The following is a 20,851-nucleotide window of genomic DNA, read 5'->3' as shown; positions in this document are numbered from 1 at the left end:
CTCTCCGCCGCGATACATGAACGTTCAAACGAACAGTCCTATTCCGATCGATCGCTCACGATCCGGCCGGCTGTCCCGGGCGTTTCGATCAGCTCCCGTCGCGCAGATCGCTCGGCCAGCTGGGACGGAACTCCAGGTGGTCGTAGGTCACGACACACCCCTCCCCCAGCGGCGACTGGGTCATGAAGCCGACCAGCGCGGCCCCGGTCCGCTCGGTGTCACCCAGCGTGAACAGCCGGACGAACGTCCAGCGCCCGCCGTCCCGGGAGGCGTGGAACGCGAAGGAACGGCCGGTCCGGCTGACCCTGAGCCAGACGGAGCTGCCCTCCACGGTGAAGGAGTTCGCGTCGTCGGAGTGACCGCGCGTGACGACCGTGCAGACGGTGGGCACGTCCGGGGAGTACTCCAGGCACAGCTTCGCCCAGGATCGTTCACCGACGTGCACATAGAGCACGCCGGCGTCGAAGGTGGCGGCGAAACCGACCGTGATCCGAGCGATCAGCTGAAAGTCGCCGGTCGGCGCTCCGAGCAGCCGTGGCGCGTCGGCGGCCGGGTCCAGGGACTCGCCGGCCGGCGGCACGAACCGGTCCTGCCGGGCTCCCGCCCATCCGGTGAGGACCCCGTCCTCGTACGACCAGTTGCCGTCGGGGCCGTAGTTGCGCAGGGCGAAGGGCAGCTCGGGGAGTTCCAGTTCCATGGCGGGATTGTTCCAGGCAGGTCCGGGCCGGGCGGGCCGCTTCCGCTCCTCGTCTCCTCGGTCTCCGGTGGCCGTCCGCCGGTCTTCTTCCTTCGGTCGGCCGGCCCGGGGCTCAGCGTTCCAGCACGCCGTTGAACCGCCTCGGCAGGCCGAGCGGATTATCGTCCCGCAGCTCGGACGGGAGCAGCGCCTCGGGTGCGTTCTGGTAGGTCACCGGCCGCAGCCACCGTTCGATCGCGGTGCCGCCGACGGACGTCGACGTGGAGGTGGTCGCCGGGTACGGCCCTCCGTGGTGCTGCGCGGGCGCCACCGCGACCCCCGTCGGCCAGCCGTTCACGAGCACCCGGCCGGCGAGCGGGGTCAGCTCGGCGAGGATCGACGCGCCGACACCTTCCCCGGCGGCCTCCCGCTCGGAGAGCTGCACGGTCGCGCTCAGATTCCCCGGCAGCCGTGACAGCACGGCCCGCACCTCGGTGTCGTCCGTGTAGCGCGCCACGACGGTGACCGGTCCGAAGCACTCCTCCAGGAGGAGATCGTGCTCCCCGGCCACGGCCAGCCGGGCCGCCGGGACCGTGAGGAATCCCGCCCCGACGGTGTGCTCGCCGCCCGCGCCCGGGGTCACCGGCGACTCGACGTCGGGCAGCTGAGCCCGCTCGGCGACCCCGGTGACGAAGTTGTCGCGCATCCGGTGGTCCAGGAGCACCCCGGCCTCCACATCGCTCACCGCGTCCGTGAGCGACTTGATCAAACGATCACCGGCCGCGCCCTCGGGTGCGAGCACCAGCCCCGGTTTCACACAGAACTGCCCGACGCCCAGCGTCATCGACCCGGCGAGCCCTGCCCCGATCTCCTCGGCCCGCTCGGCCGCGGCGGCCTCGGTGATCACGACCGGGTTGAGCGATCCCAGCTCCCCGTGGAACGGGATCGGCACCGGACGCGCGGCAGCGGCGTCGAAAAGAGCCCGCCCGCCCCGTACGGAACCGGTGAAACCGGCCGCGGCGATCAGCGGATGCCTGATCAGTTCGACACCGGCGGCGAAACCGTGCACGAGACCGATCACGCCCTGTTCGATGCCGTGCTCGGCGGCGGCCGTGCGCAGCACCTTGGCGATCAGTTCGGACAGGGCCGGATGATCGGGGTGGGCCTTGACGACGACCGGGCAGCCGGCCGCGAGGGCGCTCGCGGTGTCGCCGCCGGGGACGGAGAAGGCGAAGGGGAAGTTGGAGGCGGAGTACACGGCGACCACGCCGAGGGGGACCTTGTGGCGGCGCAGATCGGGGATCGGCGGGACGGCGGTGGCGTCGGGGTGGTTGATCACGACGTCCAGGAAGGCACCCTCGTCGACGATGCCGGCGAAGGCGCGCAACTGGTAGCAGGTACGGGCGAGTTCACCGGTCAGCCGGACCGGGCCGAGCGCGGTCTCGGCGTCGGCGGCCTCGACCAGCGCCTCCCGGGCGGCCTCCAGGCGGTCGGCGGCGGTGCGCAGGAAGGCGGCGCGGACGCTCCGGTCGGCGAGCGCGCCGCGTGCCCCGAGCGCGGCCCGGACGGCGGTGTCCACCTCCGTCGCCGTCGCCTCGACAGCGACCTGTTCCCGGCGCTTCCCGTTACGGGGGTCGACACTCCAGACTGGTGCTGCTGCCACCGCGGATTCCTCCAGATGTGTTGCCGCATTGCAAAAATGCCGCACTATGTACGGCATCTCTGTGAGTTCGTTCGATATACTGAACGCTGTCTCTGGTGATGAACTTCCGCTCGGAGACTATTTCCCGTCGAACGAAGGGGTCAAGAGCGATGTCGGCAGGCGATACCGGCGCACAGGTCAAGTCCGCGGTGCGGACGGTGGAACTGCTGGAGTACTTCGCCGGACGCCCCGGCATGCACTCCCTCGCGGCGGTCCAGGAGGCCGTCGGCTACCCCAAGTCCAGCCTGTACATGCTGCTGCGCACGCTCGTGGAGCTGGGCTGGGTGGAGACGGACGCCACCGGCACGCGGTACGGCATCGGGGTGCGCGCGCTGCTGGTGGGCACGTCGTACATCGACGGCGACGAGGTGGTCGCGGTCGCCCGCCCGACGCTCGACCGGCTCTCCGACGACACGACCGAGACCATTCACCTGGCCCGCCTGGACGGCACGAACGTGGTCTATCTGGCCACCCGCCAGTCACAGCACTATCTGCGCCCCTTCACCCGGGTCGGCCGCCGGCTGCCCGCGCACTCCACATCGCTGGGCAAGGCCCTGCTGAGCACCTGCACGGATGAACAGGTGCGCAAGATGCTGCCCGACACGCTGCCCGCGCTGACCGAGAACACGATCACGGACCGCGAGAAGCTCATCGAGGAACTGCACCAGGTGCGCGAGCAGGGCTACGCGGTCGACCGCGAGGAGAACACGCTGGGGCTGCGCTGTTTCGGCGTGGCGATCCCGTACCGCACGCCCGCGCGGGACGCGATCAGCTGCTCCATCCCGGTGGCGCGACTCACCCCGGCCCATGAGCAGATGGTCAAGGACGCGCTGTTCGACGCGCGCGACCGGCTCACCCTCGCGACCCGGAGGCTCTGACCGATGGACCGGACGGACCCGAGGGACCGGCTGCGCCCGGCGCCCACGGCGGACGTGGCACTGCGTCCCGTGCACGACAGCGATCTGCCGGTGTTCTTCCGGCAGATGAACGATCCCGAGTCGCTGCGCATGGCCGCCTTCACGGCGAAGGACCCGGCCGACCGGGACGCCTTCGACGCCCATTGGCGCCGGATCCGCGCGGCGGACGGCGTGCTGACCCGCGCGGTCCTGGCGGACGGCGACGTGGTGGGCAGCGCCACGGTGTACGGGGATCCGGGCGAGCGCGAGGTGACGTACTGGATCGATCGCGCGTACTGGGGCCAGGGCATCGCGACGGCCGCGCTGCGGCTGCTGCTGGCCGAGGTGCCCGAGCGCCCGCTGCACGCCCGTGCAGCGGCGGACAACGCGGGGTCGCTGCGCGTGCTGCGGAAGTGCGGTTTCCGGGTCACCGGGCAGGGGCGCGGGTTCGCGCGGGCGCGGGACGAGGAGATCGACGAGATCCTGCTGGTACTGGACGCGGTCCGAGCCGGTTCGTTCGCCCGGACCTCCCGGACCGACCAGATCGACCGGACCGACCAGATCGACCGGACCGACCAGATCGACCAGATCGACCAGATCGACCAGATCGACCAGATCGGTCATGAGCGTTCCATGAGAATGACGGACGCCGGGGAACGTTCCGATCCGATCCGTTCGTCTTCTTGAGCGGGATGAACAAAACGATCAGGCGAGCCTCCGTGTTCTCGCTGCTGCTCGTGCTCGCCCTGCTGATCAGGGCGACATGGGTGCAGTTCTACGACGGACAGGCCCTCGCGGACGACAAGGACAACCGGCGGAACGCGATCGAGCTGTACAGCGCGCCGCTCGGCAACATCATCGTGGCCGGGGAGGCGGTCACCGGCTCCGCCCCGACGACCGGCGGCGACCTCGCGTACAAACGGACGTACGAGGACGGCGCGCTGTACGCCGCGGTCACCGGCTACAGCTCACAGGTCTACGGCGCCACCCAGCTGGAGGGCATCTACCAGGACGTCCTGGACGGCACCGACACGCGCCTGAAGACCATGATGGACACGGTCACGAACAAACGCGCCGACCCCGGTGACGTGGTCACGACCATCGACCCGGACGTGCAGAAGGCCGCCTACGACGCGCTCGGCGACAAGAAGGGCGCCGCCGTCGCGATCGATCCGGTCAGCGGCAGGATCCTCGCGGTGGTCTCCACCCCGTCGTACGACCCCGATCAGATCACCACCGACAACCCCGACGTCTGGCAGCAGCTCACCCAGGCCGAGGACAAGCCGATGACCAACCGCGCGCTGCGCCAGCCGCTGCCGCCCGGTTCGACATTCAAACTGGTCGTCGCGGCGGCGGCGCTGGAGGACGGGCTGTACTCGTCGGTCGACGAGGCCACCGACAGCCCCGACCCGTACGACCTGCCGCTCTCCACTGATCAGCTCACCAACGAGAACCCGTCGGCGCCCTGCGAGGACGCCTCGATCCGGGTGGCGCTCCAGTACTCCTGCAACAACGTCTTCGGCAAGATGGCCGTCGACCTGGGCCAGGACAAGGTGCGGGAGACAGCGGAGAAGTTCGGCTTCAACGACGCGGAGCAGGATGTGCCGGTGCGGGCGTACGAGAGCGTGTACCCGCAGGACATGGACGAGCCGCAGACCGCGCTGAGCGGGATCGGTCAGTTCGATGTGACCGCCACGCCGCTCCAGATGGCCATGGTGTCGGCTGCCATCGCCAACGGCGGTGAATTGGTCTCGCCGCACATGGTGTCCCAGATCACCGACAGCAATGGCGACACGCTGGAGAACTACGACGACAGCACCACCACGGAGCGGATCGTCAGTTCCTCCACCGCCGAGCAGCTGGAGTCGGCCATGCAGACGGTGGTCGAGGACGGTACGGGCACGAACGCGCAGATCGACGGGGCGACCGTCGGTGGCAAGACCGGTACGGCGCAGCACGGTGAGAACAACAGCCAGACGCCGTACGCCTGGTTCACGTCGTACGCCAAGTCGGACACCAACGGCAAGGAAGTGGCCGTGGCCGTCGTGGTCGAGCAGTCGGACGCGGCACGCTCCGAGGTGAGCGGGAACGGGCTGGCCGCGCCGGTCGCCAAGGCGACGATGGAAGCGGCTTTGCAGGACTGAGGGTCGCCGCGCGACCGCGTCCCGGGATGATCCGTGACCGGTCGCGCAGCCCCGATGTCCCTTTCGACGATCAGTCGATCGTTCGGTCACGTCACGCCAGCAGCTGCTTCAGGGGATCGATCGCGAAGTACACCAGGAACAGCAGCGACGCGCCCCACAGCAGCCAGTGGATGTCCCTCGCCCTGCCCAGGACCGTCTTGATGGTCACGTAGGCGAGGAAGCCGGCGCCGATGCCGTTGGTGATGGAGTACGTGAACGGCATGACCGCGATGGTCAGGAACGCCGGGATCGCCACCTCGTACTTGTCCCAGTCGATGTGCTTGACCTGGGTCATCATCAGGAAGCCGACGGCGACCAGGGCGGGTGCGGCGGCCTGGAGCGGGACGATGGTGAGCAGCGGGGTGAGGAAGAGCGCGAGAGCGAACAGACCGCCGGTGATCAGATTGGAGAAGCCGGTGCGGGAGCCCTCGCCGACGCCGGCCGCCGACTCGATGTAGGAGGTGGCGGACGATGCCGAGGACGCGCCGCCCGCGACCGCGGCGGCGCCGTCGATGAGCAGGACCCGGCCGAGGTGCGGGACCTTGCCGTCCTTGTCGAGGAGGCCCGCTTCCGCGCTGATGCCGACGACCGTGCCCATGGTGTCGAAGAAGTCGGAGAGCACCAGGGTGAAAACGAGCAGAACGACCGTGATCACTCCAACGTCCGGCGCACTGAACGCGCCGAACAGACTGAAGTCGCCGATCAGCCCGAAATCGGGCGTGTCGACGATTCGGTCGGGCCATTCGGGCGTGGTCAGGCCCCAGTTCCCGACGTTCGCGATCGAGTTGATCACGAGAGCGACGATCGTCATGGCGACGATGCTGATCAGGATCGCGCCTTTGATCTTCCGGGCGATCAGGGCGACGGTGAGCAGCACACCGGCGCAGAAGACGAGGATCGGCCACCCGGAGAGCGTGCCGGTGCCGCCCAGTTGCACCGGCACGGTGGTGTTCGCGGCGTCCGGGATCCGGGTGACGAATCCGGCGTCGACAAAGCCGATGAACGCGATGAACAGTCCGATGCCGACGCTGATCGCCTGCTTGAGCGGTTGCGGGATCGCGTGCATCACGGCCTCGCGCAGCCCGGTGACGACCAGGACGCAGATGAGCAGTCCTTCGAGGACGATCAGGCCCATGGCGTCGTCCCAGCTCATCAGCGGGGCGATCTGGAAGGCGACGACCGCGTTGAGGCCGAGCCCGGCGGCGAGCGCGAGCGGCAGATTGCCGCCGACGCCCATGACGATCGTCATGACGGCGGCGACCAGTGCGGTGGCGGTGGTGAGCTGCACGGGGTCGAGCCGGTCGCCGTACGCGTCCTCGGCGCTGCCCAGGATGATCGGGTTCAGCACCAGGATGTAGGCCATGGTGAAGAACGTGGCGAAGCCGCCGCGTATCTCCCGCCCGAAGGTGGAGCCCCGCGCGGATATCAGGAAGAACCGGTCGACGCCGTTCACGGGCGGGGGGACGGGGCGTGGCGGGTCGGCCACCTTCTGGGAACCGGACATGGCGCGAACTCCTCGATGCCTGCGGATCGGTGCGCGGATGCTCGCTGGATTGTTCCCCTTGATGTGCCCAGTTCAGGTTTTCCCTGTGTTACGGAATCGCCCTCATCCGCCGGCACCGTCCCGCGGGATCGCAGGGCCGCCCGGTTCCCTCGCCGTCCGTCACGGCTCCCGGTGCGCCCGCAACGGCTCCCGGTCCGCCCGCTACGGCTTCCAGTGCGGGTCCCGTCCGCTGAGGCCCACCGCGCGGTCGAGGAGCGGGGCGTCGTCGGGCACCGGCACGACCGGGCCGAAGAGGCCGTTGTCGCGCTCGGGCTCATCGGCGGCGGCGAGCAGGAAGGTGTACGCGGCCTGGAGCGCGGCCGGGTCGGGCTCATAGGGCTGGCCGGTGGCGCGGGCCAGGTCCCAGGCGTGGATCACGAGTTCGTCGGCCGCTACGGCTCCGGCGATCTCGCCCGGCAGGTCGACGCCGCCCGCGCGCGTCATGCCGGTCCAGGCGTCGGGATGGCGCCAGGCGTCGGCGAGTCCGTCGAGGGCCGTGGGCAGTTCCTCGCGCCAGCCAGGGCCGACGTCGGGCGTGCTGTCGCCGGGGTTGGTGTCGGTGGTGGCGCCGAATCGCTTGTGCCCGGCGTCCCGGAAGGCGACGGACAGCCCGGTGAGATGCCCGAGGAGATGGCGTACGGCGAGGCCGGGGCAGGGTGTGACGTCGGCGAGCTGTTCGTCGCGCACACCGGCCGCCAGCCGCGCCACGATCCTGGTCTGCGGGCCGAAGTCGAAAGTGGTCTCGGGCATGGTGTGCCTCCTGGGGCTGACGGCTCCTGCGCTGGTCCCGGGCGAGGCGCAAGACAAGCTTCGAACCTCGCTCAGGGTGTGGACCGCCATGGACGGCGAAACTCATCGGCCACCGCCCACCGCCCACGTACCGGCCACCGCCCACGTACCGGCCACCGCCCACGTACCGGCCACCGCCCGCATAGGGCATCTGCCCGATCCCCGTGCCCCCGCCTTAGCACCACGATGACCAGGCATGACGACGACATGGACGGGTGCGCGCGTGCTGAAGGACCGCAACGCGCGCCGGTATCTGGGCGCGGTGCTGGTGAACGGTTTCGGCACCAACGCGCTGTGGCTGGCGGCCGGGGTGTGGGTGAAGGAGCTGACCGGTTCGGACGGTCTGGCGGCGCTGTGCGTCCTGGCGATGTGGGCGCCGACGGTCGCCGGTCCGCTGCTGGGCACACTCGCCGACCGGATGCGCCGCAGACCCCTGCTGGTGGGGCTGAATCTGGCCATGGCGGTCCTGCTGCCGGTCCTGGTCCTGGTCGACTCCGCGGCGCAGGTGTGGCTGGTGCTCGCGGTCCTGCTCGCGTACGGCACCACGGCCGTGCTGAGCGACGCGGCCGAGGCGGCGCTGATGCCCTCCGTGGTCCCCCGGGAGCTGCTCGGCGACTTCAACGGGCTGCGGATGACCGCCACCGAGGGCATGAAGCTGACGGCGCCACTCGCGGGCGCGGGCCTGTACGCGGCGTACGGCGGCGCGAGCGTGGCCGTGCTGGACGCGGTGACCTGTGTCCTCGCGGCGGCCCTGATCGCCGGCGTACGGGTGCGCGAGCGGGCCCCTGAGCGGCCCTCGGCGCGCTGGTGGGGGCAGACCGAGGAGGGCGCGCGGCACTTGTGGGGGCATCCGGCGCTGCGCCCGCTGGTGCTGGCCGGGGGGCGCGGCCATGCTGGGCGCGGGGCTGAACGGCGCCCTGGTGTACGCCGTCGTCGAGGGCCTGGGCCGCTCCCCCGCCTACGCGGGAGTGCTGGCGGCCGTGCAGGGCGTCGGGTCGGTGGTGGTCGGAGTGGCCGCGGGGCCCGCGCTGCGGCGGCTGGGCGAGCGGCGGTTCGCGGTGGCGGGCATCGCGCTGACCGGGGCGGCGGTGATGCTGCGGGCGGTGCCGCAGGACGCGGCGGTGCTGGTGTCGGGCCTGGCGATCGGGGCGGGGCTGCCCTGTGTGCTGATCGCCGCGCTGACGGCCGTGCAGCGCGGGGTCCCGGACGCGGTGCTGGGCCGTACGGCCGCCACGGCGAGCACCGTGATGTTCACACCGAACGTGATCGGTCTGGCCGTCGGTGCCGCGCTGGCCGACTCGATGCCGTACGCGCCGCTGCTGCTGCTCGTCGGTCCGGGCCTGCTGCTGACGGCGGTTCAGCTGGAGCGGAGCGCTTCACGTACGGCCGCGAGGTCGCCGTCCGACGCCAACCCGGCGTGATGGAACGCAGTTCCAGGCAGACGATCAAGGGCAGGTCGGTCGCGGCGGCGATCTCCTGGTAGCACCGCGGCAGCCCTTGTTGGCCGGCGACGACGAGGTACGGCGGCCCGTCCCACCCGGTACTTGACGAGCGCCGACGACCATCCCTAGCGTGTCCACACATATGAATACCGTCCACACATGCGGCTCACCTGGCGGCGAGCCGCCGTCGGCCACCCGAGGAGACCGAGGATGCCCACCCCCCGCACCGTTCTGCTCACCGGCGCAGCCGGCGGCCTCGGCACGCTCATGCGGGACCTGCTCCCCGCGTACGGCTACGCCCTGCGCCTGTTCGACGTGCGGCCGGTCGAGGGCGTGCCGGAAGCGATCACCGCGGATCTGAGCGACACGGCGGCCCTGCGAGAGGCCGTGGACGGTGTCGACGCGATCCTCCATCTCGCCGGGATCTCCCTGGAGGCACCGTTCGCGAAGATCCTGAAGTCGAACATCGCGGGCACGTACGACCTCTACGAGGCGGCCCATGAGGCGGGTGTCGGGCGGATCGTGTTCGCCTCGTCCAACCACGCGGTGGGCTACACCCCGCGCCCGGTCGGCGACGCCCCGCCGATCCCGGTCGACACGCCGCGCCGCCCGGACACCCTCTACGGCCTGTCCAAGGCGTTCGGCGAGGATCTCGCGCAGTTCTACTGGGACAAGTACGGCGTGGAGACGGTCTCGGTGCGGATCGGTTCCTGTTTCGCCGAGCCGGCCACCGTGCGGGGCCTCTCGGTGTGGCTGAGCCCGGCCGACGGCGCCCGGCTCTTCCACGCGGCCCTGACCGCCGAGAACGTCGGTCACACGGTCGTCTACGGCTCGTCCGCGAACACCCGGCTGTGGTGGGACCTCGCCTCCGCGCGGGCGCTCGGCTACGAGCCCCGTGACGACTCCGAACCGTTCGCCCAGAAGCTGATCGCCGAACAGGGCGAACTGGACCCGGCCGACGAGGCCCACGCCTACCTGGGCGGCCACTTCGTGACGGACCCACCGATCTGGCCGCACTGAGCACGGCAGAAGGCCGGCAGGAGAACGGCAGAAGGGCTGCCGGAACGGCTGCCGGAGAACAGGGGACGGCCGAAGGGACCTACCAAGAGACGGCCGGAACCCCACCGGCGAAGCGCCCCCACACCACCGCACCGCCACCCCCGCACCCCACCCCTGGCCGAAGCCCGCACCGTACGGGCAGCGAACGGGCCCGCGTGGCGGCGTGTTCGGGCGCACACCCCGCCCGATCTCACACACCGGAGGCCAACCGCGCAGGTCCGTGACGGGCACGTGCGGTCGCGATCGGGCGGATACGGGCAACATCGGGCCCGCAACAGACCTGGTGGGTGCCGCGCGGCCGCTGTAGAACATCCTCCAAGGGTTCCACCCGGCCCGAACGGGCAGAGCGTTCGATCAGACGGTTCGATCAGAGGCAGGTGTCGGCCATGACGGCGAAGACCGCGGAGGAGCGCCAGCGCGAGATCGTCCTGGCGGCCCGGCGCGCGGGCTCGGTCGACGTCAACGCGCTGGCCGAGGAACTGGGCGTGGCGAAGGAGACCGTGCGACGGGATCTGCGCGCCCTGGAGGACCACGGTCTGGTCCGCCGTACCCATGGCGGCGCCTACCCCGTGGAGAGCGCCGGCTTCGAGACCACCCTCGCTTTCCGGGCCACCAGCCATGTGCCCGAGAAACGCCGGGTCGCCGCCGCCGCGGCCGAACTGCTCGGGGACGCCGAGACCGTTTTCGTCGACGAGGGCTTCACTCCCCAGCTCATCGCGGAGGCGCTGCCCCGGGACCGGCCGCTGACCGTGGTCACCGCCTCGCTGCCGGTCGCGGGCGCGCTCGCCGGGGCCGAGGGCTTCTCCGTGCTGCTGCTCGGCGGCCGGGTGCGCTCCGGCACGCTGGCGACGGTCGATCACTGGACGACGAAGATGCTGGCCGGTTTCGTCATCGACCTGGCCTTCATCGGCGCCAACGGCATCTCCCGCGAGCACGGTCTGACCACCCCCGACCCGGCCGTCAGCGAGGTCAAGGCGCAGGCGGTGCGGGCCGCGCGGCGCACGGTCTTCGCGGGCGTGCACACGAAATTCGGCGCGGTCAGCTTCTGCCGGTTCGCGGAGATAGGCGCGCTGGAGGCGATCGTGACCAGCGCCCTGCTGCCGACGACGGAGGCGCACCGCTACTCACTGCTCGGCCCACAGGTCATCCGGGCCTGACCAGCCGCACCGCCCACAACCAGCACAACCGGCACGACCAGCACAACGAGCACAACGAGCACAACGAGCACAAACGAACACGCACATCCAACATCCCAACTCACCTCCCCACCACCTCTCCACCACCTCCCCACCCACCTCCCCAAGGGTCGCCCCCACCCCCCAAAGCGCCCCTTATGTCCCCATATCTACAGGAGCGAACCATGCGAACCCAGAGCCGACGGAGGCCGCGAGTCACGCTCGCCACGGTCGCCGCAGGGACGCTGCTCGCCCCGCTGCTCTCCGGCTGCTGGGTCGGGGCAGGCGGGTCCGGATCGGGCGGAGACGCCATCAATGTGCTGATGGTCAACAACCCGCAGATGATGGAGTTGCAGAAGCTCACGGCCGAGCACTTCACCGAGGAGACCGGCATCCAGGTGAACTTCACCGTGCTGCCGGAGAACGACGTCCGCGACAAGATCAGCCAGGACTTCGCCAACCAGGCCGGCCAGTACGACGTGGCCACGCTGTCCAACTACGAGATACCGATCTACGCCCGCAACGGCTGGCTCCAGGAAATGGACTCCTATGTCGCCGACGACCCGGGCTACGACGAACAGGACGTCCTGGCCCCCATGCGCCAGTCACTGACCGGCGACGACGGCAAGCTCTACGGCCAGCCCTTCTACGGCGAGTCGTCCTTCCTGATGTACCGCAAGGACGTGTTCGCACAGGAGGGCCTGACCATGCCCGCGAACCCCACGTGGACGCAGATCGCCGACCTCGCCGCACAGCTCGACGGCGCCGAGGAGGGCATGAAGGGCATCTGCCTGCGCGGACTCCCGGGCTGGGGCGAGGTGATGGCCCCGCTCACCACGGTCGTGAACACTTTCGGCGGCACCTGGTTCGACGAGAACTGGAACGCGCAGCTGGACTCCCCGGAGTGGGAGCGGGCGACGAAGTTCTATGTCGACCTGGTGCGCGAGCACGGCCAGTCCGGCGCCGCCCAGTCCGGCTTCGCCGAGTGTCTGAACAACATGACCCAGGGCAAGGTCGCCATGTGGTACGACGCCACCTCCGCGGCCGGTTCCCTGGAGTCCGCGGACTCCCCGGTCAAGGGCAATGTGGGCTACGCCCCCGCGCCGGTCGAGGAGACCGAGTCCTCCGGCTGGCTCTACACCTGGGCCTGGGGCATCCAGAACACCTCCCGCAACCCCGACAAGGCATGGCAGTTCGTGTCCTGGGCGTCCAGCAAGGAGTACGAACAGCTCGTCGGTGATCAGGTCGGCTGGTCGAACGTACCCGCCGGCAAGCGCGCGTCGACGTACGAGAACCCCGACTACCGCGCGGAGGCCGCCGCCTTCCAGGAGATGACCAGGGAAGCGATCGAAGGAGCACGACCGGACGATCCCGGGGTGCAGCCGCGCCCGGCGCCCGGCATCCAGTTCGTCGGCATCCCCGAGTTCACCGATCTCGGCACCAAGGTCTCCCAGGAGATCAGCGCGGCCATCGCCGGACGCCAGTCCGTCGAGGACGCCCTCGACCGGTCCCAGCAGCTCGCCGAAGAGATCGCAGAGGAGTACGAGGGACGATGAGCGCCACCACCACGGCCCCCGTGGCCACTCGATCTGTTCGTACGAACAATCCGCAGCCGTCGGCCCGCCTGAAGGCATGGGCGACCCGCGCCCCGCTGATGCCGGCCCTGGTCTTCATGATCGTGGTCACCCAGCTGCCGTTCGTGGCCACACTGGTGATCTCCTTCTTCGACTGGAACTCGCTCTACCCGGACGCGCGCAGTTTCACCCGGTTCGCCAACTACTCCGAGGTGCTCTCCGACGCGGATCTGCGCGCCTCTGTGTGGACGACGATCCTGCTGACCGTTTCGGTGGTGCTGGCCAGCCTGGTCCTGGGGCTGCTCCTGGCGCTGCTGCTGGACCGCAAGTTCAAGGGCCGGGGGGTGGTCCGCACCCTGCTGATCGCCCCGTTCCTGGTGGTGCCGGTGGCGGCGGCGCTGCTGTGGAAGCACGTGCTCTACAACCCCGAGTACGGCCTGCTCAACGGTCTGCTCAGCTATGTCGGCGGGCCGCAGCCGGACTGGATCTCCAACACCCCGCTGCTGGCGGTGGAGGCGGCGCTGGTGTGGCAGTGGACGCCGTTCATGATGCTGATCCTGCTGGCCGGTCTCCAGAGCCGCGATCAGCAGCAGCTGGAGGCCGCGCGGGTGGACGGCGCCAGTAACTGGCAGATCTTCCGCTATCTGACGCTTCCTCATCTGCGCCGCTATCTCGAACTGGGCGCGCTGCTCGGATCGATCTACATCGTGCAGAACTTCGACGCGGTGTTCACCATCACCTCGGGCGGCCTCGGCACGGCGAACCTGCCGTACACCGTCTACCAGAGCTTCTACCAGGCCCATGAGAACGGGCTCGCCTCGGCCGCCGGTGTTCTGGTGGTCATCGGTTCGATCATCATCGCGACCTTCGCCCTGCGCGTGGTGTCGTCCCTGTTCCGCGAGGAGGTGGGCCGTTCATGAGCACCATCGCCGTACGTGCCCGTAAGCGCAAGGGTGCCGGTCTGGGCCTGGTGGCCTGGCTGGCCGGGATCGTCTTCTTCCTGCCGATCGCCTGGATGGCGCTGACGTCGTTCCACTCCGAGCAGGACGCGGCGACCAATCCGCCGTCCTTCCTGGCGGCTCTCACCCTGGACGGCTACCGGGAGTTCTTCGGCGCGGGCGGCGGGGCGAGCCCCTGGCCGTCGCTGATCAACTCGACCGTGGCCTCGGTGGTGTCGACGCTGCTCGTGCTGCTGCTGGCCCTGCCGGCGGCATACGCGCTGTCGATCCGACCGGTGAAGAAGTGGACGGACGTCCTGTTCTTCTTCCTTTCGACGAAGATGCTGCCGGTGGTGGCGGGCCTGCTGCCGATCTATCTGTTCGCCAAGAACCTGAGCCTGCTCGACAACATCTGGCTGCTGGTCATCCTCTACACCTCGATGAATCTGCCGATCGCGGTGTGGATGATGCAGTCCTTCCTGTCCGAGGTCCCGGTCGCGATCATCGAGGCCGCGCGGGTGGACGGAGCGAGACTGCCGACCATCCTCGCGCGCGTGGTCGCCCCGATCGCGCTGCCCGGGATCGCCGCGACGGCCCTGATCTGTTTCATCTTCAGCTGGAACGAGCTGTTGTTCGCGCGCGTGCTCACCGGGGTGGTCGCCGAGACCGCGCCCGTGTTCCTGACCAGTTTCATCACCAGCCAGGGCCTGTTCCTGGCGAAGGTGTGCGCCGCGTCGCTCGTGATCTCCCTGCCGGTGCTCGCCGCGGGGTTCGCCGCCCAGGACAAACTGGTTCAGGGCCTGTCGTTGGGAGCCGTGAAATGAAGGCCGCCGTCATCGAGTCCGTGGGCCGGGCCATCGTCGCCGAGGTCCCCGACCCGACGCCGGGACCGCGTGACGTCGTCGTGGAGGTCGCCGCGTGCGGCCTGTGCGGCACGGACCTGCACATCCTCCAGGGCGAGTTCGCGCCGAAGCTGCCGATCGTGCCGGGGCACGAGTTCGCGGGCGAGGTGGTGGCCGTCGGCACCCAGGTCACCGAGGTCGCCCCGGGCGATCAGGTCGCGGTTGATCCATCGCTGTACTGCCACGAGTGCCGCTACTGCCGCGACGGCCACAACAACCTGTGCGAACGCTGGGCGGCGATCGGCGTGACGACGGCCGGCGGCGCCGCCCAGTACGCGCTCGCCCCGGTGGCGAACTGCGTGAAGCTGCCCGAGCACATCCGCACCGCCGACGCCGCGCTCGTGGAGCCGCTGTCCTGCGCGGTGCGCGGTTACGACGTCCTGCGCTCCCGCCTCGGCGCCCATGTGCTGATCTACGGCTCGGGAACGATGGGCCTGATGATGCTGGAGCTGGCCAAACGAACAGGCGCGGCGAGCGTGGACGTCGTGGACCTCAACCCCACGCGGCTGGAGACGGCCCGCCTGCTCGGCGTGTCGAAGTCGGCAGCGAGCGCGGACGAGCTGGACCGGCCGCAGGGCTGGGACGTCGTGGTGGACGCCACCGGCAACGCTGCGGCCATCCAGGACGGCCTGGAGCGGGTCGCCAAGGCCGGTACGTTCCTCCAGTTCGGCGTCGCCGACTACGCGACCCGGGTGACCATCGACCCGTACCGGATCTACAACCAGGAGATCACCATCACCGGCTCGATGGCCGTGCTGCACAGCTTCGAGCGCGCGGCGGAGCTGTTCGCGAACGGTGTCCTGGACCCGGAGGTGTTCATCAGCGACCGGCTGCCGCTGGAGCGGTATCCCCAGGCGCTGGAACAGTTCGCGTCCGGGATCGGCCGGAAGATCGTGGTGGTGCCGTAGACCGACGGTGGTGCCGTAGGCCGACGGTGACGCCGTAGACCGACGGTGGGCCGGGCCGCCGTCCCCAGGGCCGGGCCGCCGTGCTCGCTCCCACCTGCCCGGGAGCGAGCACGGCGGTCCGTACGGGACTCCGAACAGGCACCCCGTAAGGCACCGCGTACAGGCACCCGTACAGGCACTCCGACCGGGCACCCCGGACCGCTGAGCGAACGTCCAAAGACGACTGACCCGATCGGCCCCCTGGTAAGGGAACGGTAAAACGCACTCGCTCGTTCACACGGCATGACAGCTATGACCCCCGGCTCGAACATCCCTCTGACCGCCGCGCGCGTGACGGTGGACGTCTCCGCCCCGGTGCGGCTCGACGTATCGGGCCTGCTGCTCACCGCCGACGGCAAGGTGCGCTCCGACAACGACTTCATCTTCTACAACCAGCCCAGCGGGCCCGGTGTGACCTATCGCTCGGGCGGCGGCTCGGCCCCCGACGCGATCACGGTGGACACCTCGGCCGTCCCGCCGGGCATCGAGAAGATCGTGGTCACCGCCAGCCCGGACGCGGCAGGGCAATCGTTCCAGGGCGTCGAACCCACGGCCACGATCCGCAACGCGGCCGACAACAGCGTGCTGGCCACCTTCACGCCCCCGCAGCTCGGCGCGGAGACGGCCCTGGTGATCGTGGAGATCTATCTCCGCAATGGCGCCTGGAAGGCCCGCGCGGTCGGCCAGGGGTACGCCAACGGACTGGCCGGGATCGCCACCGACTTCGGCGTCACGGTCGAGGAGCCGGCCGCGCCCGCCGCGTCGCCCCAGCAGGTGGCCCCGCCGCCGCCCGCCCAGGCCCCGGTCACCCCGCCCGCCCGGGCGGTGGACCCCCGGCTGGCCGCTCCCCCGGCGCCCACCGCGCCCCCGGCCCCGCCCGCCGCCGCGCCCGGCACCGGGAAGATCAACCTGGACAAGGGCCGGGTCAGCCTCCAGAAGAACCAGACGGTGTCCCTGGTCAAGGGCGGACGCCCGCTGCTGTCCCAGGTCAAGATGGGCCTCGGCTGGGAGCCGGCGTACCGGGGCAAGGACATCGACCTCGACGCCTCGGTCATCGCGTTCGGCCCGCAGCGCAACCACCTCGACAGCTGCTACTTCGGCAAGCTCCAGATCCTCGGCGGCTCGATCCGCCACTCCGGTGACAACCTCACGGGCGAGGGCGGCGGGGACGACGAGGTGATCACGGTCGACCTCGGCCAGCTCCCGCAGGAGGTCTCGGGCCTGGTCTTCACGGTCAACTCGTTCTCCGGCCAGAAGTTCACCGAGGTCGCGAAGGCGTACTGCCGTCTGATCGACGCGGCCTCCGGCGAGGAACTGGTCCGCTTCGACCTCACCAGCGCCGAGCCGCAGACGGGGGTCATGATGGCGAAGCTGATCCGGCAGTTCTCCGGTGAGTGGGAGATGACCGCGATGGGCGACTTCGTCAAGGGCCGCACGGTCCGCCAGATGGTGAAGCCGGCGGGCGCCTCGCTGTAGCCGACGGCTCCGGACCGAGGACGGGCCACCGATCACCGATCACCGATCACCGATCACCGGCCGTCGTACGACACGCGCGGGCGCCTTGACCGTCAGGGCGCCCGCCGTCGCACGGTACGCGGCGGCCCGCCCGCACCGCCGCGCGCCCACCCCCGCCACCACCTCCCCCACCTCACCGCTGGGGCCGCAGCCCCTCCATCAGCAACGTCAGATAGCGGCGCAGCAATCTGCCCTCCCCGTCCCCCAGCTCCGACGCCGTCGCCAGGCCATGGGCCAGCCGCAGGATCTCGACGGCCTCGATGTCGGGCCGCAGGGCGCCTTCCGCGCGGGCGGCGCGTACCAGTCGCTCGGCGGCGCCGTTGAGCGTGGTCCCGCAGACCGTCGCCGCGTAGGTGTCGCCGTCCGTCACGGCCGAGCCGAGCAGGGCACGCAGGCCGCCGACCTGGATGATCCCGAGGCCGATCTCGCCCAGCCAGGCGAGTAGGGCCTCGCCCGGGGGCAGTTCGGCGGCGTGGACATCGGCGCGGGCGGCGAGGGCCTCGATACGGCCGACATAGGCCGCCTCCAGCAGGGCCTGACGGGTCGGGAAATGGCGGTAGAGGGTGCCGGAGCCGACGCCCGCGCGCTTGGCGATCTCATCCAGCGAGGCATGTTCGCCCTGCTCGGCGAAGACCTCGGCGGCCACCTTCAGCAGCCGCTCGTGATTGCGCCGGGCATCCGCCCTCATGGGCCTGATCTGATCCGCCCGCATGGGCCTGACCTGCGCCATCGCCATCCAGTAGTCGTCGGGAACGGGAACCCTTCCGACTGTACCCAGTCCCGCGCCGCCCCCGGCCAGAACAGCGCGCCGCACGCGTTCAGCGCCGGCTGCCCGCCTAGGTGGGCGTACAGCACCGTCGACTCTGCCCCGATCTCCCGCACTCGACCGGATCGAGGGCCATCCCCGCCACCGTTTTCCCCTCGTACACCGGATCGGTGATCATCCCCTCGGTGCGCGCGGCGAGCCGCATCGCGTCCAGCATGGTCTCGTCGGGGATGTTGTACGTGCCCGCGTGGAAGCGCTCGTCCAGTTCGACAGCCGCCCGGGTCAGCTTCTCGCGTACGCCGATGAGGCGCCCGGTGCGGTCGGCGATCCGGGCGATCTGCGCACGCGTACGGGCCGGTTCGGCGGAGGCGCCGATGCCGATCACCCGGCGCGGGCGCCCGCCCGCCTCCTCCGGCGCCCGGAACGCGGCGATCATCCCGGCCCGCGGCGAACCGGTCACCGAGCAGACGATCACCGAGTCGAAGAAGACGCCCGGCTCCCGCTTCTGCGCCTCGACCTCGTACGCCCATCGCGCGGGGTGGAGCGGGCGATGGTCGCGGCGGCGGCGCGATTGCCGCTCACCCGGACCGGTACGGCGGGCAAATCGTCGTCGGCAGGCAAGGCGGCGACCACGTCCCCACAGGTCACGGCGGTGGCGAAGCCGTCGTTGGCGGCGCGCAGCAGCTCCAGGTCCCGGGCGCGCAGCCGGGGCACGGCGAGCCGGGTGACCAGTGAGTGCGGAAGGGTGCGGAAAGGTGCGGAACACGAAGGATTCGGGATCGGGAGAGATTCACGCGAAGGCCCGGCAGGGACAAGGTGCCCGAGGCCAGGGGTCGGCCGCGGCGCTCATGCCTGGCGCGTCTTCCCTTTCCGCCACACCGGCCCGAAGCCGATGACGGGATTCGAACCCGCACGGTCTCCCACCAGGTCCCGAAGTATCCGCTGCCTTCGCACCGGGCACCCGCCCCCGCCGATGGGTCCGACTGTAGAGGGGTGCCCGAACGCCGGGCGAACGAATTAGCGAGCCGAACCGACCACTGGGCGCCGACGCGCCTATCGGGGCTGCCGCTTCCAGGGCCCGGTGATGGCCAGCATGATGCCCGGGGTCTGGATGTTGGCGTACAGGGTCTTGCCGTCGGGCGAGAAGGTGACGCCGGTGAATTCGCTGTAGTCGGGGTCGTCCGCGGAGCCGAGGTTCAGTTGGTTGCGGGCTATGGGGTAGGTCCGGCCACGGTCGGTGGCGCCGAAGAGGTGCTGGATGCCGTCGCCGTCCTCGGCGATGATCAGACCGCCGTACGGGGAGACGGTGATGTTGTCGGGGCCGTCGTAGTGACCGTCCTGGGAGGGGTCGGGGTTGACGCCGATGAGGACCTTGAGGGTGAGGGTGCGGCGCTTGGGGTCGTAGAACCAGACCTGGCCGTCATGCGCCTGGCCCGGGCTCTCGGAGCCGGCGTAGGACGAGACGATGTACGCGCCGCCGTCGCCCCACCACATGCCCTCCAGCTTGCGGCAGCGGGTGACCTGGCCGGCGGTGAACTGCTTGCGCACGGAAACGGTCCTCGCGTCCCGGTCGGGTACGTCGATCCAGTCGACCCCGTAGACGGTGCCGATCTTCGTCGCGCGGGACAGGTCGTCCACGTACTGGCCGCCGGAGTCGAAGCACTTGAACGCCTGGAGGCGTCCGGCGTCGGCGGCGAGGGTGCGCAGCTTGCCGTTGCCGTGCCGGAAGTCCGTGGGCGGGGTCCAGCGGAAGAGCAGGCCGTTGGGGTAGGAGGCGTCCTCGGTGAGGTAGGCGTGGCCGTTCCTGGGGTCGATGACGACGGCCTCGTGGGCGTAGCGGCCGAGCGCCTTTATCGGCTTGGGGTCCCGGTTGGCGCGGTGGTCCTCGGGGTCGACCTCGAAGACATAGCCGTGGTCCTTGGTCATCCCGTTGGAGCCGGCCTTGTCCTCGGTCTCCTCGCAGGTCAGCCAGGTGCCCCAGGGGGTGGAGCCGCCCGCGCAGTTGGTGGCGGTGCCGGCTATGCCGACCCACTCGGCGACCTCGCCGCGGCGCACCTCCACGACCGTGCAGCCGCCGCCCGCCGCGGGGTCGTAGACCAGGCCCTCGGTGAGCGGCACGGGGTAGGGGACGCGGGTGCGGGGGCCGCCTATCTCGTGGTTGTTGACCAGGAGGGTCGCGCCGCGCGGGCCCTCGAAGGCGGCGGTGCCGTCGTGGTTGGAGGGGGTGAACTCGCCCGACTCCAGCTTCGTACGGCCGCTGTGGGTGATGACCTCGTACGAGAATCCGGCGGGCAGCGCGAGCAGTCCGTCCGGGTCGGGCAGGAGCGGGCCGTAGCCGACTCCGCCGGGCCGGTCCGCGGACTCCCCGTCCTGGTCGTCCGCGGTGGCGGTCTCGGTGGCGGCGAGCGCGTTCGGCGCGGTGCCGAGGGCACCGACGCTGCCCGCCAGCGCCACCCCGGCGCCGGTGATCGCGGAGTTCCTGGCGAAGTCCCTGCGGGTGAGCGACATGCTGTCTCCTGAGAACGGTGAGCGTGCCGTGGAGGGTGGCGACGTATGAACCGGCGCCAATGTTTCTCCCGAGCCTGAACACCGCCTGAACTCCGGGCGACGGGGCCGCGATGCCTACCCGCAATCGCGGCCGGGCGGGGTCCGGGGGGCAGGAGACACCCCCGCAAACGCGGTCACCCCGCAAGCCCCGTCACCCTCGCAAGCCCGGCCACCCCGGCACGCCGGTCACCCGCACC

The 20,851-nt window shown here is 70.4% G+C and carries 16 protein-coding genes and 3 pseudogenes; 11 read left to right on the top strand and 8 right to left on the bottom strand.

The features are described 5' to 3' along the window. Positions 1-88: 88 nt before the first annotated feature. Both ACFRFC_RS29465 and ACFRFC_RS29460 read right to left on the bottom strand, forming a co-directional pair. Positions 89-697, bottom strand: a complete 609-nt coding sequence (locus tag ACFRFC_RS29465) for a DUF1349 domain-containing protein (RefSeq protein WP_382690731.1) — start codon at positions 695-697, stop codon at positions 89-91. 112 nt (positions 698-809) lie between these two features. Then, positions 810-2,339: an aldehyde dehydrogenase (NADP(+)) gene (locus tag ACFRFC_RS29460; protein ID WP_382690729.1), complete on the bottom strand. Its 1,530-nt coding sequence runs from the start codon at positions 2,337-2,339 to the stop codon at positions 810-812. A gap of 149 nt (positions 2,340-2,488) precedes the next feature. On the opposite strand from ACFRFC_RS29460, the gene ACFRFC_RS29455 reads away from it, so the two are divergent. The 3 genes and pseudogenes from ACFRFC_RS29455 to ACFRFC_RS29445 all read left to right on the top strand — a co-directional run bounded on the left by ACFRFC_RS29455 (position 2,489) and on the right by ACFRFC_RS29445 (position 5,418). Then, positions 2,489-3,256, top strand: coding sequence for an IclR family transcriptional regulator (locus tag ACFRFC_RS29455; RefSeq protein ID WP_382690726.1), 768 nt, complete (start codon positions 2,489-2,491; stop codon positions 3,254-3,256). 3 nt (positions 3,257-3,259) lie between these two features. Continuing rightward, positions 3,260-3,775 (top strand): annotated as a pseudogene (locus ACFRFC_RS29450) (GNAT family N-acetyltransferase); the annotation flags it as partial. 191 nt (positions 3,776-3,966) lie between these two features. Further along, complete coding sequence (locus ACFRFC_RS29445) at positions 3,967-5,418, top strand: penicillin-binding transpeptidase domain-containing protein (RefSeq protein WP_382690723.1); 1,452 nt, start codon at positions 3,967-3,969, stop codon at positions 5,416-5,418. Between the two features lie 91 nt (positions 5,419-5,509). Here the strand turns inward: ACFRFC_RS29445 and ACFRFC_RS29440 are convergent, their stop codons facing one another. Beyond that, positions 5,510-6,961, bottom strand: coding sequence for an NCS2 family permease (locus ACFRFC_RS29440; RefSeq protein ID WP_382690720.1), 1,452 nt, complete (start codon positions 6,959-6,961; stop codon positions 5,510-5,512). A gap of 201 nt (positions 6,962-7,162) precedes the next feature. After that, positions 7,163-7,750 carry a TIGR03086 family metal-binding protein gene (locus ACFRFC_RS29435; protein WP_382690716.1) on the bottom strand — a complete coding sequence of 196 codons (588 nt, stop codon included), beginning with the start codon at positions 7,748-7,750 and terminating at the stop codon, positions 7,163-7,165. Between the two features lie 235 nt (positions 7,751-7,985). On the opposite strand from ACFRFC_RS29435, the pseudogene ACFRFC_RS29430 reads away from it, so the two are divergent. The 8 genes and pseudogenes from ACFRFC_RS29430 to ACFRFC_RS29395 all read left to right on the top strand — a co-directional run bounded on the left by ACFRFC_RS29430 (position 7,986) and on the right by ACFRFC_RS29395 (position 17,302). Beyond that, positions 7,986-9,210 (top strand): annotated as a pseudogene (locus ACFRFC_RS29430) (MFS transporter). A gap of 231 nt (positions 9,211-9,441) precedes the next feature. Next, positions 9,442-10,251, top strand: a complete 810-nt coding sequence (locus ACFRFC_RS29425; protein WP_382690714.1) for an NAD-dependent epimerase/dehydratase family protein — start codon at positions 9,442-9,444, stop codon at positions 10,249-10,251. A gap of 425 nt (positions 10,252-10,676) precedes the next feature. Then, the gene (locus ACFRFC_RS29420) at positions 10,677-11,447 is read left to right on the top strand and encodes a DeoR/GlpR family DNA-binding transcription regulator (protein WP_382690711.1); all 771 of its coding nucleotides are present in this window, start codon (positions 10,677-10,679) and stop codon (positions 11,445-11,447) included. A 203-nt stretch (positions 11,448-11,650) separates the two neighbouring features. Further along, positions 11,651-13,021, top strand: a complete 1,371-nt coding sequence (locus tag ACFRFC_RS29415) for an ABC transporter substrate-binding protein (RefSeq protein WP_382690709.1) — start codon at positions 11,651-11,653, stop codon at positions 13,019-13,021. Continuing rightward, positions 13,018-13,959 carry a carbohydrate ABC transporter permease gene (locus ACFRFC_RS29410; protein WP_382690706.1) on the top strand — a complete coding sequence of 314 codons (942 nt, stop codon included), beginning with the start codon at positions 13,018-13,020 and terminating at the stop codon, positions 13,957-13,959. Before ACFRFC_RS29415 ends, ACFRFC_RS29410 begins: the two co-directional genes overlap by 4 nt. Then, complete coding sequence (locus ACFRFC_RS29405; protein WP_382690703.1) at positions 13,956-14,801, top strand: carbohydrate ABC transporter permease; 846 nt, start codon at positions 13,956-13,958, stop codon at positions 14,799-14,801. Before ACFRFC_RS29410 ends, ACFRFC_RS29405 begins: the two co-directional genes overlap by 4 nt. Further along, positions 14,798-15,787 carry a zinc-dependent alcohol dehydrogenase family protein gene (locus ACFRFC_RS29400; protein WP_382690700.1) on the top strand — a complete coding sequence of 330 codons (990 nt, stop codon included), beginning with the start codon at positions 14,798-14,800 and terminating at the stop codon, positions 15,785-15,787. Before ACFRFC_RS29405 ends, ACFRFC_RS29400 begins: the two co-directional genes overlap by 4 nt. A gap of 291 nt (positions 15,788-16,078) precedes the next feature. Next, entirely contained in the window at positions 16,079-17,302 is a 1,224-nt protein-coding gene (locus tag ACFRFC_RS29395) for a TerD family protein (RefSeq protein WP_382690955.1), read from the top strand. A gap of 172 nt (positions 17,303-17,474) precedes the next feature. Here the strand turns inward: ACFRFC_RS29395 and ACFRFC_RS29390 are convergent, their stop codons facing one another. The 4 genes and pseudogenes from ACFRFC_RS29390 to ACFRFC_RS29375 all read right to left on the bottom strand — a co-directional run bounded on the left by ACFRFC_RS29390 (position 17,475) and on the right by ACFRFC_RS29375 (position 20,615). Continuing rightward, on the bottom strand, positions 17,475-18,029 hold the full coding sequence (locus ACFRFC_RS29390; protein WP_382690697.1) for a TetR/AcrR family transcriptional regulator: 555 nt from the start codon (positions 18,027-18,029) through the stop codon (positions 17,475-17,477). Positions 18,030-18,139: 110 nt separating this feature from the next. Continuing rightward, a pseudogene (locus ACFRFC_RS29385) lies at positions 18,140-18,642 on the bottom strand (pyridoxal-phosphate dependent enzyme); the annotation flags it as partial. Then, positions 18,579-18,821, bottom strand: a complete 243-nt coding sequence (locus tag ACFRFC_RS29380; RefSeq protein WP_382690965.1) for a hypothetical protein — start codon at positions 18,819-18,821, stop codon at positions 18,579-18,581. The gene ACFRFC_RS29380 and the pseudogene ACFRFC_RS29385, both read right to left, overlap by 64 nt. A gap of 339 nt (positions 18,822-19,160) precedes the next feature. Continuing rightward, a complete protein-coding gene (locus tag ACFRFC_RS29375) occupies positions 19,161-20,615 on the bottom strand; it encodes an alkaline phosphatase PhoX (protein WP_382690695.1) in 1,455 nt (484 codons plus the stop codon). Positions 20,616-20,851: the final 236 nt, after the last annotated feature.

The sequence above is a fragment of the Streptomyces sp. NPDC056734 genome, assembly GCF_042790455.1.
GTDB lineage: Bacteria > Actinomycetota > Actinomycetes > Streptomycetales > Streptomycetaceae > Streptomyces.
The sequence above is the reverse complement of the archived record's forward strand: the minus strand, read 5'-3'. Positions and strand labels throughout refer to the sequence as shown.